The 14352-nt window shown below is 41.5% G+C and carries 16 protein-coding genes and 3 pseudogenes; 14 read left to right on the plus strand and 5 right to left on the minus strand.

The window, feature by feature from the left end:
• Positions 1-497: 497 nt before the first annotated feature.
• A complete protein-coding gene (locus ACFQNG_RS13110) occupies positions 498-1064 on the minus strand; it encodes an ATP-dependent DNA ligase (RefSeq protein WP_379865652.1) in 567 nt (188 codons plus the stop codon).
• 388 nt (positions 1065-1452) lie between these two features.
• A complete protein-coding gene (locus ACFQNG_RS13115) occupies positions 1453-1740 on the minus strand; it encodes a hypothetical protein (protein ID WP_379865654.1) in 288 nt (95 codons plus the stop codon).
• 36 nt (positions 1741-1776) lie between these two features.
• On the opposite strand from ACFQNG_RS13115, the gene ACFQNG_RS13120 reads away from it, so the two are divergent.
• The 4 genes and pseudogenes from ACFQNG_RS13120 (at position 1777) to ppsA (ending at position 5440) form a co-directional block, all read left to right on the plus strand.
• Positions 1777-1962, plus strand: a complete 186-nt coding sequence (locus tag ACFQNG_RS13120; protein WP_379865655.1) for a Tn3 family transposase — start codon at positions 1777-1779, stop codon at positions 1960-1962.
• 75 nt (positions 1963-2037) lie between these two features.
• A pseudogene (locus tag ACFQNG_RS13125) lies at positions 2038-2196 on the plus strand (Tn3 family transposase); the annotation flags it as partial.
• 357 nt (positions 2197-2553) lie between these two features.
• Positions 2554-2805, plus strand: coding sequence for a hypothetical protein (locus tag ACFQNG_RS13130; protein ID WP_379865658.1), 252 nt, complete (start codon positions 2554-2556; stop codon positions 2803-2805).
• 19 nt (positions 2806-2824) lie between these two features.
• Positions 2825-5440 (plus strand): phosphoenolpyruvate synthase, encoded by a 2616-nt coding sequence (gene ppsA, locus ACFQNG_RS13135; RefSeq protein WP_379865660.1) that lies wholly within the window; start codon positions 2825-2827, stop codon positions 5438-5440.
• A gap of 81 nt (positions 5441-5521) precedes the next feature.
• Here the strand turns inward: ppsA and ACFQNG_RS13140 are convergent, their stop codons facing one another.
• Positions 5522-5767 carry a DUF4158 domain-containing protein gene (locus tag ACFQNG_RS13140; protein ID WP_379865661.1) on the minus strand — a complete coding sequence of 82 codons (246 nt, stop codon included), beginning with the start codon at positions 5765-5767 and terminating at the stop codon, positions 5522-5524.
• Between the two features lie 370 nt (positions 5768-6137).
• Here ACFQNG_RS13140 and ACFQNG_RS13145 point away from each other — a divergent pair, with 370 nt between their 5' ends.
• Both ACFQNG_RS13145 and ACFQNG_RS13150 read left to right on the plus strand, forming a co-directional pair.
• Positions 6138-6452, plus strand: coding sequence for a tyrosine-type recombinase/integrase (locus ACFQNG_RS13145; RefSeq protein ID WP_379865663.1), 315 nt, complete (start codon positions 6138-6140; stop codon positions 6450-6452).
• On the plus strand, positions 6427-6636 hold the full coding sequence (locus tag ACFQNG_RS13150) for a hypothetical protein (RefSeq protein ID WP_379865665.1): 210 nt from the start codon (positions 6427-6429) through the stop codon (positions 6634-6636). The genes ACFQNG_RS13145 and ACFQNG_RS13150 overlap by 26 nt, the downstream gene beginning before the upstream one ends.
• Before the next feature lie 129 nt (positions 6637-6765).
• Here ACFQNG_RS13150 and pdxR read toward each other — a convergent pair whose 3' ends face one another.
• On the minus strand, positions 6766-8145 hold the full coding sequence (gene pdxR / locus ACFQNG_RS13155; protein ID WP_379865666.1) for a MocR-like pyridoxine biosynthesis transcription factor PdxR: 1380 nt from the start codon (positions 8143-8145) through the stop codon (positions 6766-6768).
• A gap of 201 nt (positions 8146-8346) precedes the next feature.
• On the opposite strand from pdxR, the gene ACFQNG_RS13160 reads away from it, so the two are divergent.
• The 8 genes and pseudogenes from ACFQNG_RS13160 to ACFQNG_RS13195 all read left to right on the plus strand — a co-directional run bounded on the left by ACFQNG_RS13160 (position 8347) and on the right by ACFQNG_RS13195 (position 13766).
• Positions 8347-8964, plus strand: coding sequence for an FMN-binding negative transcriptional regulator (locus ACFQNG_RS13160; protein WP_285957655.1), 618 nt, complete (start codon positions 8347-8349; stop codon positions 8962-8964).
• Between the two features lie 70 nt (positions 8965-9034).
• Positions 9035-9670 (plus strand): LysE family translocator, encoded by a 636-nt coding sequence (locus ACFQNG_RS13165; RefSeq protein WP_379865667.1) that lies wholly within the window; start codon positions 9035-9037, stop codon positions 9668-9670.
• A gap of 77 nt (positions 9671-9747) precedes the next feature.
• A complete protein-coding gene (locus tag ACFQNG_RS13170; protein WP_285957657.1) occupies positions 9748-10455 on the plus strand; it encodes a B3/B4 domain-containing protein in 708 nt (235 codons plus the stop codon).
• Positions 10456-10506: 51 nt separating this feature from the next.
• Positions 10507-10926 carry a tyrosine-type recombinase/integrase gene (locus ACFQNG_RS13175; protein ID WP_379865669.1) on the plus strand — a complete coding sequence of 140 codons (420 nt, stop codon included), beginning with the start codon at positions 10507-10509 and terminating at the stop codon, positions 10924-10926.
• A gap of 96 nt (positions 10927-11022) precedes the next feature.
• Positions 11023-11301: pseudogene (locus ACFQNG_RS13180) on the plus strand (Tn3 family transposase); the annotation flags it as partial.
• A gap of 65 nt (positions 11302-11366) precedes the next feature.
• Positions 11367-11990, plus strand: coding sequence for a LysE family transporter (locus tag ACFQNG_RS13185; protein ID WP_379865671.1), 624 nt, complete (start codon positions 11367-11369; stop codon positions 11988-11990).
• A gap of 837 nt (positions 11991-12827) precedes the next feature.
• Positions 12828-13456 (plus strand): annotated as a pseudogene (locus tag ACFQNG_RS13190) (HNH endonuclease family protein).
• Between the two features lie 67 nt (positions 13457-13523).
• On the plus strand, positions 13524-13766 hold the full coding sequence (locus tag ACFQNG_RS13195; protein ID WP_188649211.1) for a hypothetical protein: 243 nt from the start codon (positions 13524-13526) through the stop codon (positions 13764-13766).
• A gap of 91 nt (positions 13767-13857) precedes the next feature.
• Here ACFQNG_RS13195 and ACFQNG_RS13200 read toward each other — a convergent pair whose 3' ends face one another.
• Complete coding sequence (locus ACFQNG_RS13200; RefSeq protein ID WP_379865674.1) at positions 13858-14241, minus strand: VOC family protein; 384 nt, start codon at positions 14239-14241, stop codon at positions 13858-13860.
• Positions 14242-14352: the final 111 nt, after the last annotated feature.

The raw sequence follows: 14352 nt of genomic DNA on the forward strand, positions 1-14352 counted from the left end.
ACCCCTTTCTAGCTTCCTTCCATTATACTTTATCTTTCGTCTGGAAGCGTATGGGGTCATTATAAAATTTCCATTGATCTAATGCAAATGTATGTAGTAGACCACCCAGAGCATATTGAAGCTTGGATTGATCTAATTAAATCATTAATATTAGTAGAGCAAACTACACGAGCATTAACTTATTTTCAACGAATGATGGAGCATCATCCAGATCTAATAAACATAGAAGATACAATTTTTAATTGGACTGAAATGTTAAGTACTGAACAACAAATGAGGTATAAAGATGAAATCTTGAAAAAAATTAGAGGTAGGCAGAAAAGGCTAAGCAAATGACAACGGCTAATACGGTCCGAGTAGTAATGGAACCGATCGCAACAATCAAACCAGTCTTGTATTGGATCGGTTTAAAGTCAATCAATAGCTTGTAAGTAAAGCAAAGCCGCGTCCCATTGACTTGGGATCACGGCTTTATTGTTGATTACTATTTTATGGAACTAAGATATATTATAGAGAAACTCATGATATATGGGCAATCTAATCATTCCTCGCTTGGTTAGCCCTCTCGACTTCACCTTCATTCGGATTGCCGGCTTCAGATAAATAAACTCCTTATCCTCATCAACCTTGGCCTGATTCACAATCGACCAAACGGCTTTTCGTGCATCGGGTGGCGGTGGAAACTCAATGATACCAGCCGGACGCACCCGCCCCTCTTCCTCTAGACCAATGAGCCAGCCAAACTCCTTTTTCCGAATCGCAGTTAAGCACACATCATGAACATGATAGTTGATCACCTTTAACCAATCGTGCGATCTCTTCCCCACTTGATAGGCAGAGTTCACTTTCTTTAATACAATCCCCTCTAAATTCTGCTGGCTGACCAGGTCAAAGAAGGCCCCGGCCCGTTCGCCTGGCACACATCTCACCAAGGATAAATGCGGCTGCTCTTTGATGTGTTCTTGCAGGATGGCTTTCCGTTCATGGAGTGGCAGCGCAGTCACGTCTTGGCCACCGATCATTAAGACATCGAACACACAAAACTGGACAGGGTCACTCTTCATCAGCGTCCGAATCTGGGGTTAGTCGGAGATAAGTCCAAAAACGGCCATACAGATAGAAAAAAATGTAAACACCAGTAATGCCAAGGGTTTTCCTTGTGCTGTTTTAAGTCACAATAGATGCAAAAAAAGCCGCTTTAGCGGCTCGGTAGTGTCGATATTCAGTTAACCTCAACAAATGGTACTCGCTCGGCAAACAGAGTTCAGCCCAATCTTGCTGATCCCCAAACAACTCTCTTACCTTTGCGGTAGACAGTTGTTTTGCTGACATACCATCTTCTCTGGGTGCATCCCCTACAAACAGGGTGGCAAAAACAAAGTCATTTCGTCTATTCGTTGGGCGTAGTGGATGCAAACGCATTTCATAGATCGTAAATCAGGAGCCTTATTCTTATTGAGGCTCCTGAAAACCTAATATTTCTACTGGCTCATTGTCCCTCTTTTCATATTTAAACAAATAGACTTTGCCAACATTGATTTTTTCCCAGTCGTCTTTATACATATGAAATCTCTCTTTTTTTCCTTCCCCTATTATTCTAAAAACGGTTTTTCCTTCGTAAACCTCTTTCTTTTTTTCAACCACTTTCATTGTCATGGTTCCGCTCTCCGTTTTAAATGCAAAGGTGCAACCAACCAAGGTAATGGATAAAAAAAGAGCAATGATCACTATTCTGTTCATATTTATTCCTCCTCCTTTAAATACAACCATATAGTTGTGGATTTGACCGCGGTCATACGTCAACTAAGGAGAGAAGGGTATTATGTAAACCCTGATGATCTAAGTGCACTTAGTCCCTATCTTACGGAACATATCAAGCGATTTGGCGATTACGTCATTGATTTAGAAGAACCACCCCAACCTTTAGATGGGAAGCTGGAATTAGAGTTGAAAACCGCTTAAAAAAGGGCCTTTGGTGCCCTTTTACATTTTTTTCTATCTGTATGGCCGTTTTTGGACTTATCTCCGACTGACGCCTATATCAACACCATCAAGATTCAAAATATCATCAAGGAGCAAGGATGGCTGAACAAGCTGACAACCGAGGATTTGCGCGCACTCAGTCCGCTCATTTATAACCATATCACGCCATATGGGCAATTTAACGTCGATTTGGATAAGCGATTACCGATATAGGCTCAGTGACATATAAGGGTTTTTAAAACTGAAAACTCTATACTGGATTCACCTTATTTTTCTATTTATGGTTTTAACATAAAAAAAGACTTATGAGTCATAATCTCATAAGTCTTTTTTATATGTACCAAAGATTGATGCAGAGTTTCTCTTCTCCTTAAACAGTAAGAACCTAGAAAACGAAAATAAATATGTCTCTCCCATTTTAATTATAAAATATAAATGGGATAAGATATAGACTGTTTTTTCTTAGAGCTAAGTTCTAGAATTTATACATATATTGTAATCAACTCTTCGGAGCGTAGATTCTCTCGAATGGAATAAACACATCCAGAATATAATCGGATAGGAATGCTAATGGAAACAGATGATAGCCAGTTTCTTTCAAAAATACGTGAGCACTCTAACACTCTTCCAAACGAACGTGATCAACAACATGGTCTGATTAAGCAAGAAATAAGTTCAGATGTAGTCGTTGATCTGATTTATGCATATGATTTGCAACTTGCAAAGGACTATTATCGAACCAACTCTAATGAAGACACACTCCAAAAAATTAGAGATGTGCTCCAAATCATCAAAGGTGGAATTGCGGCAGATAAAGTTTAAAAGAAGGGGAGAATTTGAAATGAGTTCCTATGTTGTCAGTTTTCAGGAGATAGATAAAACGCAACTTTTGCTCGTCGGAGGAAAAGGGTTGAATTTAGGGGAACTATCGAAGATTCATGGAATACAAGTGCCAGAAGGATTTTGTGTAACGACAAAAGCCTATCAAAAAGCCCTCGAACAAAACGAAGCGTTCCACGCATTGTTGAATCAACTAACACTGCTAAAAGTAGAGGATCGAGATCAAATTGGTGAAATCAGCAGGAAGATTCGGAAAATCATTATGGAAGTAGAGATTCCTTCCGATGTTGTGAAAGCTGTTGCTCACTATCTCTCCCAGTTTGGCGATGAACATGCTTATGCAGTGCGTTCCAGTGCAACTGCTGAAGATTTACCACATGCCTCTTTTGCCGGTCAGCAAGACACCTATTTAAATATCATCGGAAAAGAAGCCATTTTGCGGCACATCAGCAAATGTTGGGCTTCCCTATTTACGGATCGTGCCGTGATTTACCGTATGCAAAACGGATTTGACCACAGCCAAGTGTATTTATCCGTTATCATTCAACGGATGGTGTTCCCACAGGCTTCAGGAATTTTATTTACTGCTGATCCGATTACTTCCAATCGAAAGCTACTATCTATCGATGCTAGCTTTGGACTAGGAGAGGCTCTTGTCTCCGGCTTGGTATCTGCCGATTGCTATAAGGTGCAAGAAGATAAAATCGTCGATAAGATGATAGCAACCAAAAAATTGGCTATCTATGCACGAAAAGAAGGCGGAACAGAGACAAAGCAGATCGATCCTGATCAGCAAAAGACTCAAACGCTTACTGAACAACAAATTTTACAACTGGCACGCATCGGAAGACAGATCGAAGCTTATTTTGGTTGCCCACAAGATATCGAATGGTGTTTGGTTGATGATACATTTTATATTGTCCAGAGTCGGCCAATCACTACTTTATACCCCATCCCTGAAGCAAATGATCAGGAAAATCACGTTTATGTATCTGTCGGTCACCAACAAATGATGACCGACCCCATGAAACCATTGGGATTGTCTTTTTTCCTGTTAACGACTCGTGCACCCATGCGTAAAGCTGGTGGAAGGTTGTTTGTTGATATCACACATAATCTGGCCTCACCTGTTAGCAGAAAAATTTTATTAGATACCCTGGGACATCACGATCCCCTCATAAAAGACGCACTTATGACCATAATAGAGCGAGGAGATTTTATAAAATCGTTACCAAATGATAAAAAAGAACAGAGTCCCGGTAAAAGCAATAAAGGTATGTTGTCTGCAGGTTTTCAAGCACCAATCGAAAACGATCCGACAATCGTTTCTGATTTGATTAAGCGTAGTCAAACATCGATAGAAGAGTTAAAGCATAACATCCAAACGAAATCAGGACCGGATTTATTTGATTTTATTCTAGAAGATATCCAGCAATTAAAGAAGATTTTATTTGATCCACAAAGTTCGGGTGTGATTAAAGTTGCTATGAATGCTTCATTATGGATCAATGAAAAAATGAACAAGTGGTTAGGTGAAAAAAACGTAGCAGACACGCTTTCTCAATCTGTGCCAAACAATATTACTTCGGAAATGGGGCTGGCGCTATTGGATGTCGCCGATGTGATTCGTCCTTATCCCGAAGTAATTGATTATTTACAAAATGTAAAAGATGACAACTTTCTAGATGAACTGGTAAAGTTCGAAGGTGGAAAGGAAGTCCAAGCTGCTATCTATGCTTATCTCAACAAATACGGAATGCGATGTACCGGAGAAATTGATATTACTAGAACTCGTTGGAGCGAAAAACCAACTACACTCATCCCTATGATTCTCAGTAACATCAAAAACTTTGAGCCTGGTGCTAGTAAGCGAAAATTTGAGCAAGGGCGACAGGAAGCTTTGAAAAAAGAACAAGAATTATTAGATCGATTGAAGCAATTACCGGGTGGTAAACGAAAAGCCAAAATGACAAAACGAATGATCAGCCTGATCCGGAATTTCATCGGTTATCGGGAGTATCCAAAATACGGCATTATTAATCGCTACTTCGTCTATAAGCAGGCTTTGATGAAAGAAGCCGAACAATTTGTACAAGCCAACGTAATACGAGAAAAAGAAGACATATACTATCTCACTTTTGAAGAACTTCGCGAAGTCGTACGCACAAATAAACTGGATTACCAGATCATCAGCAAACGAAAAGATGAGTACAAACTATATGAAAAACTAACCCCCCCACGTGTTATCACGTCTGATGGTGAAATCATTGTAGGTAAATACAAACGAGAAAATCTCCCAGCTGAAGCTATTGTAGGTCTACCTGTTTCTTCCGGAGTTATAGAGGGCAGAGCACGCGTCATCTTAAAAATAGAAGAAGCAAATCTAGAAGATGGAGATATCTTAGTCACTGCTTTTACTGACCCTAGCTGGACACCATTGTTTGTATCCATAAAAGGTCTCGTCACCGAAGTTGGCGGACTGATGACCCATGGAGCGGTTATTGCACGTGAATATGGCTTGCCAGCCGTTGTCGGTGTTGAAAATGCCACCAAGTTGATAAAAGATGGGCAACGTATTCGAGTAAATGGAACAGATGGCTATATTGAAATATTGTGATTGCTGAATACGTCCAGATTTAATTAGTAGCACCGCTCCAGTGGTTACCAGAGCGGTGTCTTATCATCCCTATCTGATTTTTTACTTCGCCGAAATCTCTTCACCTTCCAATAGGTCCACTCCCAGTGCTTCGAGCAATGGCCTATAGGTACGGATGACATCGGTTGCCCCAGCATTAATGGGGAATCTAGCTTCTTGTTGAAAATACTTCAGTAAAACAGTAAACCCTAATCGACTTGCTCCCGTTTTATTTCCAATAAGTTGTTTTTCAACTGGAACCAATCCAAAATGTTTTAGTAACTCATCGTGATTCCAATTTCGCTTCAAAGGTTCTTCCCCCAATCGAATAACTGTTTTGATTCTAATGGACTTCTCAGAAAAGAGATCATTCGAATTAGGAGAATCATTTACATCATGATGTTACTTTGCGGTCTATGGTAGGAACCCTGTCACTGGGCCATATAGGAGGCGATCGCCATTAAACAACGAACCCCACCAAAAAAGAAGGCAAGGGAGCTGGCCAAATATCTTCGTGAAGAACGACCGGATTATGATTACTTAAAAAGCGTATTCCGGCACCTGCGTGCCGAGTTGGAAGTCGATGTGCCAAGGCAAATAAAAAATTACCTTACGTGCCCACAGAAGACGAGATTAAACGTATTATGAGGCCGTCTGGAAGGCGAAGAATTTCCAAGACATGATGATCATAAAGACCCTGTTGTATACTGGCGTTCGCGTGAGCGAACTCATTAACATCAAGCTGGCCGACATTGATTTTCAGCGTTGCCAAATCAGAGTGAACGAAGGCAAAGGCAAGAAAGACCGGATCGTGCCGTTTCCAGCCACCTTCAAAGAACTGTTGGCCATGCATGCCGATAGAGCGGAGAAAAAGGGTGCTGTCTACCTGTTTGAATCGTCCTGGAAGAAAAAATACACCGATCGTGGCCATTCGGAAAATCCTCAAGAAGTATTCCGATCAGGCTGGCATGGTCCAATCTATTTCGCCGCATAAGTTGCGTCACTTCCTGTTGACATGGCTCAAGAAACAAGGCATTGACGATGCACTCATCAGCCTTATTCTGGACATGCAAGCTGTAAATCGCTTGAGGTGTATTCGAAATTGGCTATTACTGAAGCTCAGGATGAATATGAGCGTGTCATTCCCGAGTTCCCTGTATAAACACGAAATGACTTGAGGCCCAGTGGCTGTTCAAGTCATTTTTTCCATTTATTGGGAAAATGACCCCAAAATCGACGGATGCTACCTCCACCCCTAAAAGTAGAGTTTGTATGAGAAAAAACTTTTCTTGATATCCTGAGTTTTTTTATAACCAAGCTTTTTTTAAGAGCTCCACACCAAGCTGAATTTCATCAAAAGAAAGATTACTAAAACCAAGTTTAATAATTGGTTTATCAGGATTGTTTTTAACGAAGTAGCGTGAGGTGGGATACACTTTAACACCATAAGAGGAAGCACGCTCGATTAGCCATTCTTCTGAACGCTTCAAGTGTACTTTGACTAATAAGTATAAACCAGACTGCTCACCAATAATGGATATATTTTGCTCAAATTCTTTTCTTAATACTGATACTAAGTGCTGCATTTTTCGTTTATAAACAAGACGCATGCGTTTAATGTGGCGATTCCATTCTCCATCTTCCATAAATTTAGCCATGGTGAGTTGGCTAAGAATTGAAGTGGTACTTTCGAAATGTAGGAATTGATGTTTATAACGATCTAAAAGGGGCTGCGGCAACACCATATAACTTAAACGGATTCCCGGAAGAAATGATTTTGAGAAATTCCCTAAATAAATGACTCTTGCTGAATCAATGGAGGCAAGAGCAGGAAATGGTTTTTGTGTATAGCGGAATTCACTATCATAATCGTCTTCGATAATATATCCACGCATCTTGTTAACCCAATGAATAAGCATTTGCCGTTGTTGAATAGACATGCTTACTCCAATTGGACTTTGATGAGAAGGGGTTACATAGATTAATCGTGATTTCATTTGTTCTAATTGTGAAAGATCAGCACCTGTTTCATAAACCGGCAAAGTTTCAAACATAAAACGATGGAATTGAAAAGCTTCCCTAGCACCGTCGTAACCAGGGTCTTCAACTATAATACTCTGGAACTCATCCTTCAGTATATGCCCAAGGTATACAAGCATTTGTTGGGTACTACTTCCGATAATGATTGCATTTGGATCTGTTCTCACCCCACGAGACTGGAGTAAATATGCTGCGATTTGTTCGCGTAGGCACAATTCGCCAAAAGGTTCCCCGTATCGAAAGCTGTCCTTTACCGTTAATACTTGATTTGAGATCCTCCTCCACGTTTTTAAAGGGAAATGCGATTGATCGACCACGTCTGCGCGGAAATCAATGCGAACAGGTGGTATCGGCTCTGTTTGCTTGTGATTAGAAGAGCTGTGAGCTTCTTGAAATAAAAGGGGTTCTAACTCATTTACAAAATAACCTTTTCGGCTCTCTCCACGAATATACCCTTCAGCAACAAGTTGTTCATATGCCATTAATGTTGTATTACGGCTTACATGTAAGGAATCTGCAAGTTGACGAATGGAGGGCAATGGCTCATTCGCCTTTAAGTCGCCTTGCTCAATAAATGATTTAAATTTCTCGTAGATTTGTTTGTATTTAGGAGAGTTATCTTCGAAGGTAAAAATGGTATTTTTCATTTGCATTCCCCCCTGACATGTATATTTGTTTGTTATTGTATATTTTTTTATGCCAGTTTGTATAATACTATTCTCTTTCGGAAATCTCACTGACATGTGCATTTTTTCAGTATTGTACCTTTTTAAATGTCAGTTTGAATTATATCATACCGTGTAAATGATATCTGTTTTATGTCAAAAATAGGATTGAGGAGATTTCAAATGTATATCCCAGAGCATTTTACGATGAAAGATGTAACTGCTGCCTACAATGTCATAAAGGAGAACAGTTTTGCAACATTGTTTTCCATTCATAAAGGAATGCCCTTCGCTACACATTTACCTCTGATGTTGAATAAGGAGAAAACCTATTTGTACGGTCATTTTGCCCGTCCGAACCCGCAGTGGAAGGATATTCAAAATCAGACAGTCTTAGCCGTTTTCCATGGTCCTCATTGTTATATCTCTCCCTCTTGGTATGAGACCAATAAAGCAGTGCCAACGTGGAATTATGTGACCGTTCATGTTTACGGAGAAGTTGAGCTAATCGAGGATGAACACGAGTTAATGAGTTCCTTGAATGATATGGTATTGAAGTATGAAGCTCCTGACAGTTCTTACAGATTGCAGGATGTAGATGCTGAATTTCTCGTTGGTATGAACAAAGGCGTTCAAGGATTCAAAATAAAAATCGATAGGATTGAAGGGAAAGCAAAGGTAAGTCAAAACCATTCCTTACACAGACAAGAGCTCATTATAAAACAGTTGGAACAGATTCCATTTCCAAACGAGCAACAAATTGCCTCATTGATGAAAGCGAACCTTAAAAATAAAGTGTAACGTTGCTTTCACCAATCAAGGAGGAGCCCAATTAAATCATGTGCAAAAATACAACAAGGAGTTGCATTTTATGGAGTTTTCAACTATTTGGCTATTTGTAATTGCTGCTGCAACATTGTTAATAATACCTGGACCAGCTGTGTTATATATTATGGCAAGAAGTATAGATGAAGGGAAGAAAGCGGGCCTGGTATCAGTTCTTGGTGTATCTCTTGGTGGTTCTGTTCACGTTTTAGCTGGAGCAATTGGAGTTTCTGCGATCCTTATGACATCAGCAACAGCCTTTAATATTGTTAAATACTTGGGTGCTGCTTATCTTATCTATCTGGGGTGTAAGACTTTATTTTCTACATCTGATAGAACGACTTCAGAAATTTCAAAAGCCCCTCGCAAAAAATTATTAAAGATTTTTTACCAATCAGCGCTCGTAGAAGTAATGAATCCTAAGACAGCACTCTTTTTTTTAGCCTTCTTTCCGCAATTCATATCACCTTCTGCTGGATCAGTCACAGTACAATTTTTGCTTTTAGGAACTATATTTATTATCCTAGCTTTTATTAGTGATGGTCTGTATGCAGTTCTTGCAGCAAGTATTAGAAAACGGATTAAAGTGAGTTCAAAGTTACAGAATCGGATAACTGGTTATTTATATATTGTTCTAGGGGTATTCTCCGCCTTTGCGAGCCCCTCCAACTCCAAAACATGATGAAATTTATCGTGTCGTGACACAACAAATAGCGATTCTACCAAGACAATAAGTAAAATGAAATGGAGAGATATGTTATGCCTAGATTTATCATTGAAGATGATTTTTGGTCGTTATTCCCTCATGCAAAAATAGGCACCGTTATTTCCCAGGGGATTGATAATTCAATAAGGGACGTTGAAATCTACGAGAAGCTGCTGCAGGAGGCAGAGAAAGAAGCACATAAATTTCTCAGTCTGGAGGACTTCAGTAGTAATCCAGTCATATTCGTTTGGCGAGAAGCTTTTCGGAAATTCAAGACAAAAAAAGGGGCAAGGTGTTCCATTGAAGCTTTATTAAAAAGAGTGAAAAATGGCAATCATATCGGAACAATAAACCCGCTTGTTGACATCTATAATTCAATTTCATTGCGTTATGGGCTTCCGTGTGGTGGAGAAGATATCGACACTTTTGTAGGAGATATTCGGCTAACCCGGGCAAATGGTAACGAACCGTTTATCCCATTGGGAAGTGATGAAAATGCTTCACCATATGAAGGTGAAATTGTTTATAAAGATGATGCCGGTGCAATATGCAGATGCTGGAATTGGCGTGAAGCTAAGAGGACGATGTTAACAGAAAATACAAAAAATGCATTCCTCTGTATCGAATTAATAGATGAAACAAGAAGCGATGAGTTTCATATGGCACTTAAAGAATTGTCTGATTTAGTGTCACAGAATCTTGGTGGTATTGTGAAGATTGAAGTGTTAGATATTAATAATAGGGAAATTACAATCTCATAAAGACCCTACTCTATACGGGCGTTCGCGTGAGCCGAACTGATTAACATCAAGTTGACCGACATTGATTTTCAGCGTTGCCAGATCAGGGTGAACCAGGGCAAAGGCAAGAAAGACCGGATTGTGCCGTTCCTGACTACCTTCAAAGAACTGTTGGCCATGCATGCAGATAGCGCGGAAAAAAAGGGTACTGTCTACCTATTTGAATCGCTCTGGAAGAAAAAATACACCGACCGTGGCATTCGGAAAATCCTAAAGAAGTATTCCGATCAGGCCGGCATGGTTCAATCTATTTCGCCGTATAAGTTACGGCACTTCCTCCTGACATGGCTCAAGAAACAAGGCATTGACGATGCACTCATTCAGCCTTATTCTGGACATGCAAGCCGTAAATCGCTTGAAGTTTATTCTAAATTGGCTATAACCGATGCTCAGGAAGAATATGAACGTGTCATCCCTGAGTTTCCAATATAAACGCAAAATGACTTGAGACTACATATGTAGTAACTCAAGTCATTTTCCATTTAATGGAGAGATGGCACCAAAATCGACGGATGCTCCTTCTACCCCTATGAAGATCAACTTTACCGGGCCAGCGGCCTTCATCTAATCGTGGCAGCAATTGTGCTGTGGAACACGGTTTACCTATCTCGTGCAGTTGACACACTCCGATCACAAGGAATGGAAATCCCTGAAGAGTACTTGCAACACCTCTCTCCACTGGGATGGGAACACATCACCTTGACTGGAGACTATGTTTGGAACCTCAAACAGCGAGGCGACATCAACAACCTGCGCCCACTGCGAGAAAAGATAGTGCTGCTAAAGAACTCTGTAGCCAAACGATAGTTTTTATAAAGCTTTGATGCGTAATCACCTTCACAGTCAAAATATCCTATAAGGGAGACTTTATTATGAACATAGGTACTTGGATAACTGTTCTTACATTAGGAGTTTTAGTCGTTCTTTCACCGGGACCGAACTGGGCTGTAACGATCAAAAATGGTATTTACTCGAAGCGGACCGGCCTTGCTACTGTTTTTGGCATGGCTGCCGGTACGTTAATCCACATATCCTATTGTTTAATCGGAATTGGGGTACTCGTTTCTCAATCCATCTTACTGTTCAATCTAATCAAATGGGCGGGAGCCATTTATTTGATTTACATTGGAGTAAAATCTCTGTTCTCTAAAAAAAACAATAGAGAATGGATCACCACTGGAAAAAAAGAATTAACTTCTTGGGTAGCCTTCTATAATGGCTTCTTAACTGATCTTCTGAACCCAAAAGCCACTTTGTTTTATCTTGCTCTCTTCACACAGGTGATCCATTCCGAGACGCCATTAGTTATTCAGTTTTTATATGGAATAACAGTATTAGAGATCGAAATAATATGGTATTCACTTATGGTATTTTTCCTTAACCATCATTGGATTCGCAAAGGATTTATGTCCGTTTCCCATTGGGTTGAACGAATTACTGGAGCCATATTGATCGGATTAGGTATTCGTCTGTTCATTTCAAAAAACGAGCATTAACCACGAACTATCTCAACTCAAAGAAGGGATAAATGAAAAATAACCGGCTCCTGTACCTTTAGCGTACGGGGTGTCGGTTATTTTGTGTCCAAAATGTGTCTAAACGTACGTTTTACCCAAAATGATACGGTGACCCCTTATACGCACGTCGTTTTACCCCTAAAACAAAAAGTCTGTCGACCTTTACCCGTTTTTCATCAATGGGAGGTTGACAGACTTTTTGTTGTTAATTAGCGTTTGTTCCATTCCACTATGGGTGCAATTGAAACTCCAGCCAAACATCCTCCGCTCGATTGGAAAAATCCCCTGCCAGTAATAGTTTCCATTCCACTATGGGTGCAATTGAAACCCTTGGTTTTTCAAGGGTTTTGGGAGATGCCATTTTTTCCAATCCCCTCAAACACCTTGATTTTACTACGTTTCCAAAAAGTCTGTCAACCTCCAGCGTTTCCAAAAACCCGGGGGGTTCACAGACTTTTTGTTTTGGGGATCACCATAGAATTCCATTTTTTTATAGGTTACAAATAATGTAAATCTGTTGTGTTCAGAAAAAAGATAGAGGTCGATTAATTGGTCATAGAATCTTGAACAGGGTAAATGAACATGTTTTTTTGTTGTTAAAAAGAGTTAAGTATGGAAGTAAATTACTCTTGTTCAAAAACTCCTATCTTATTGAACACAGCTTGCAACCCCTTGGCGTTGCTGTGTTTTACATTTTTTACAATCTATCGTGACGCTTTTGTGCGTATCTCGAATATACCCCTCATTCACTAAAAATGAACATAGATGTTAGAATATAAAGATGGTTAGAAATAATAACATACAGGAGGCATTTCCATGCTGAAGAAATCGATGTTGTGGTCGATTGTTTTTGCGTTGGTTCTGTCGTTGGCATATGACATGCCAACGGCATGGGCGCTTCCGCCCGGAACACCGTCCAAGTCCACCGCCCAAGCCGAGCTGAACTCGCTGACCGTGCAGCCCGAAGGATCAATGACTGGCTCTCGCGCGACAAGTTCCCGCACTGGATCGACCAAGGAGGTGGCTGCGACACCCGCCAGGTGGTGCTCAAGCGCGACGCCGATTACTACAGCGGGAACTGCCCCGTCACGTCCGGCAAGTGGTACAGCTACTACGACGGCGTCACCGTGTACTCGCCGTCCGAAATCGACATCGATCACATCGTGCCGCTGGCCGAGGCGTGGCGTTCCGGCGCCAGCAGCTGGACCACGGAGAAGCGCCAGAACTTCGCCAACGACCTCGACGGACCGCAGCTGATCGCGGTGACCGCCAGCGTCAACCGGTCCAAGGGCGACCAGGATCCGTCGACGTGGCAGCCGCCGCGTTCCGGCGCCCGCTGCGCGTATGCGAAGTGGTGGATCCACACCAAGTACCGCTGGGGCCTGCACCTACAGTCGTCGGAGAAGTCCGCGCTGCAGAGCATGCTCAACACCTGCTCCTACTGAGTTCGTTAGTGCGTCTGCTGGTAGTACTTGCAGCGCAACCATCCAACCCGAGAAGGGAGTCACTCGTATGGAAGTGAAGTCGTCAATCTTCACCGCAACCCACGGTGTGATGACCGCTGAGGTCGGCGTGATCAGCGGGGAGCTCGAACTGCGCACCACCTGTGATGACGACGGCGCCCTCACGCTCGCCATCACGTATGTCGGCGCCGAGGAGTGGTACACACTGCCGGGTGAGGACTACCGCCTGCACGATCCGCGTGACCACGAGGTCGTTCACCGCATTCTCGCCACAGTGCTAGAGCGCCCTTGAGATAGACTCACCTCGCGCTCCCAAATAGTTCCCGAAATAAAAGAAATGAACCGATTTCTCTTTGGATCGGTTCATTTTCCATGTCATGAAGTTACTTCTGCACTATCTGAATAAGGTTGCCGCATGTATCGTCAAAGACAGCTATTGTGACTTCGCCCATTTTTGTCGGCTCCATAGTAAACTTCACGCCTTTTTCCATTAATCGTTTGTACTCTTTATGAATATCTGCAACGCCAAACATTGTTGCTGGGATGCCATCGGCAAATATCTTCTTTTGATACTCTTTGGCGGCAGGATGGTCATTCGGTTCGAGTAAAAGCTCGGTACCGTCCTGATCATCGGGAGAAACAAGTGTTATCCATCTAAATTTTCCGACGGGAACGTCCTCCTTTTTTACAAACCCCAGCTTTTCTGTATAAAACTCCAGTGCCTTGTCTTGATCTTGTACGAATATACTGGTAACAACGATTTTCATACTGTTGTTGCCTCCCTTGTTATTTGTGACGCATGGTGCTATGCTAACGGACCCAGACCCCAGGTGAATCATCGTCGCGGTCGTATCGCATCACCTCCTTCAGTGGAGTGG

The organism is Laceyella putida (assembly GCF_042665195.1).
Lineage (GTDB): Bacteria > Bacillota > Bacilli > Thermoactinomycetales > Thermoactinomycetaceae > Laceyella > Laceyella putida.

Coding starts and splice junctions, on each gene's coding strand:
- ppsA (WP_379865660.1), top strand. CDS start 2,825: ATGAGTTCCTATGTTGTCAGTTTTCAGGAGATAGATAAAACGCAACTT.
- ACFQNG_RS13110 (WP_379865652.1), bottom strand. CDS start 1,064: ATGAAGAGTGACCCTGTCCAGTTTTGTGTGTTCGATGTCTTAATGATC.
- ACFQNG_RS13115 (WP_379865654.1), bottom strand. CDS start 1,740: ATGAACAGAATAGTGATCATTGCTCTTTTTTTATCCATTACCTTGGTT.
- ACFQNG_RS13195 (WP_188649211.1), top strand. CDS start 13,524: ATGGAAGTGAAGTCGTCAATCTTCACCGCAACCCACGGTGTGATGACC.
- ACFQNG_RS13160 (WP_285957655.1), top strand. CDS start 8,347: ATGTATATCCCAGAGCATTTTACGATGAAAGATGTAACTGCTGCCTAC.
- ACFQNG_RS13150 (WP_379865665.1), top strand. CDS start 6,427: ATGGTCCAATCTATTTCGCCGCATAAGTTGCGTCACTTCCTGTTGACA.
- ACFQNG_RS13130 (WP_379865658.1), top strand. CDS start 2,554: ATGGAAACAGATGATAGCCAGTTTCTTTCAAAAATACGTGAGCACTCT.
- ACFQNG_RS13185 (WP_379865671.1), top strand. CDS start 11,367: ATGAACATAGGTACTTGGATAACTGTTCTTACATTAGGAGTTTTAGTC.
- ACFQNG_RS13170 (WP_285957657.1), top strand. CDS start 9,748: ATGCCTAGATTTATCATTGAAGATGATTTTTGGTCGTTATTCCCTCAT.
- ACFQNG_RS13200 (WP_379865674.1), bottom strand. CDS start 14,241: ATGAAAATCGTTGTTACCAGTATATTCGTACAAGATCAAGACAAGGCA.
- ACFQNG_RS13145 (WP_379865663.1), top strand. CDS start 6,138: ATGATGATCATAAAGACCCTGTTGTATACTGGCGTTCGCGTGAGCGAA.
- pdxR (WP_379865666.1), bottom strand. CDS start 8,145: ATGAAAAATACCATTTTTACCTTCGAAGATAACTCTCCTAAATACAAA.
- ACFQNG_RS13165 (WP_379865667.1), top strand. CDS start 9,035: ATGGAGTTTTCAACTATTTGGCTATTTGTAATTGCTGCTGCAACATTG.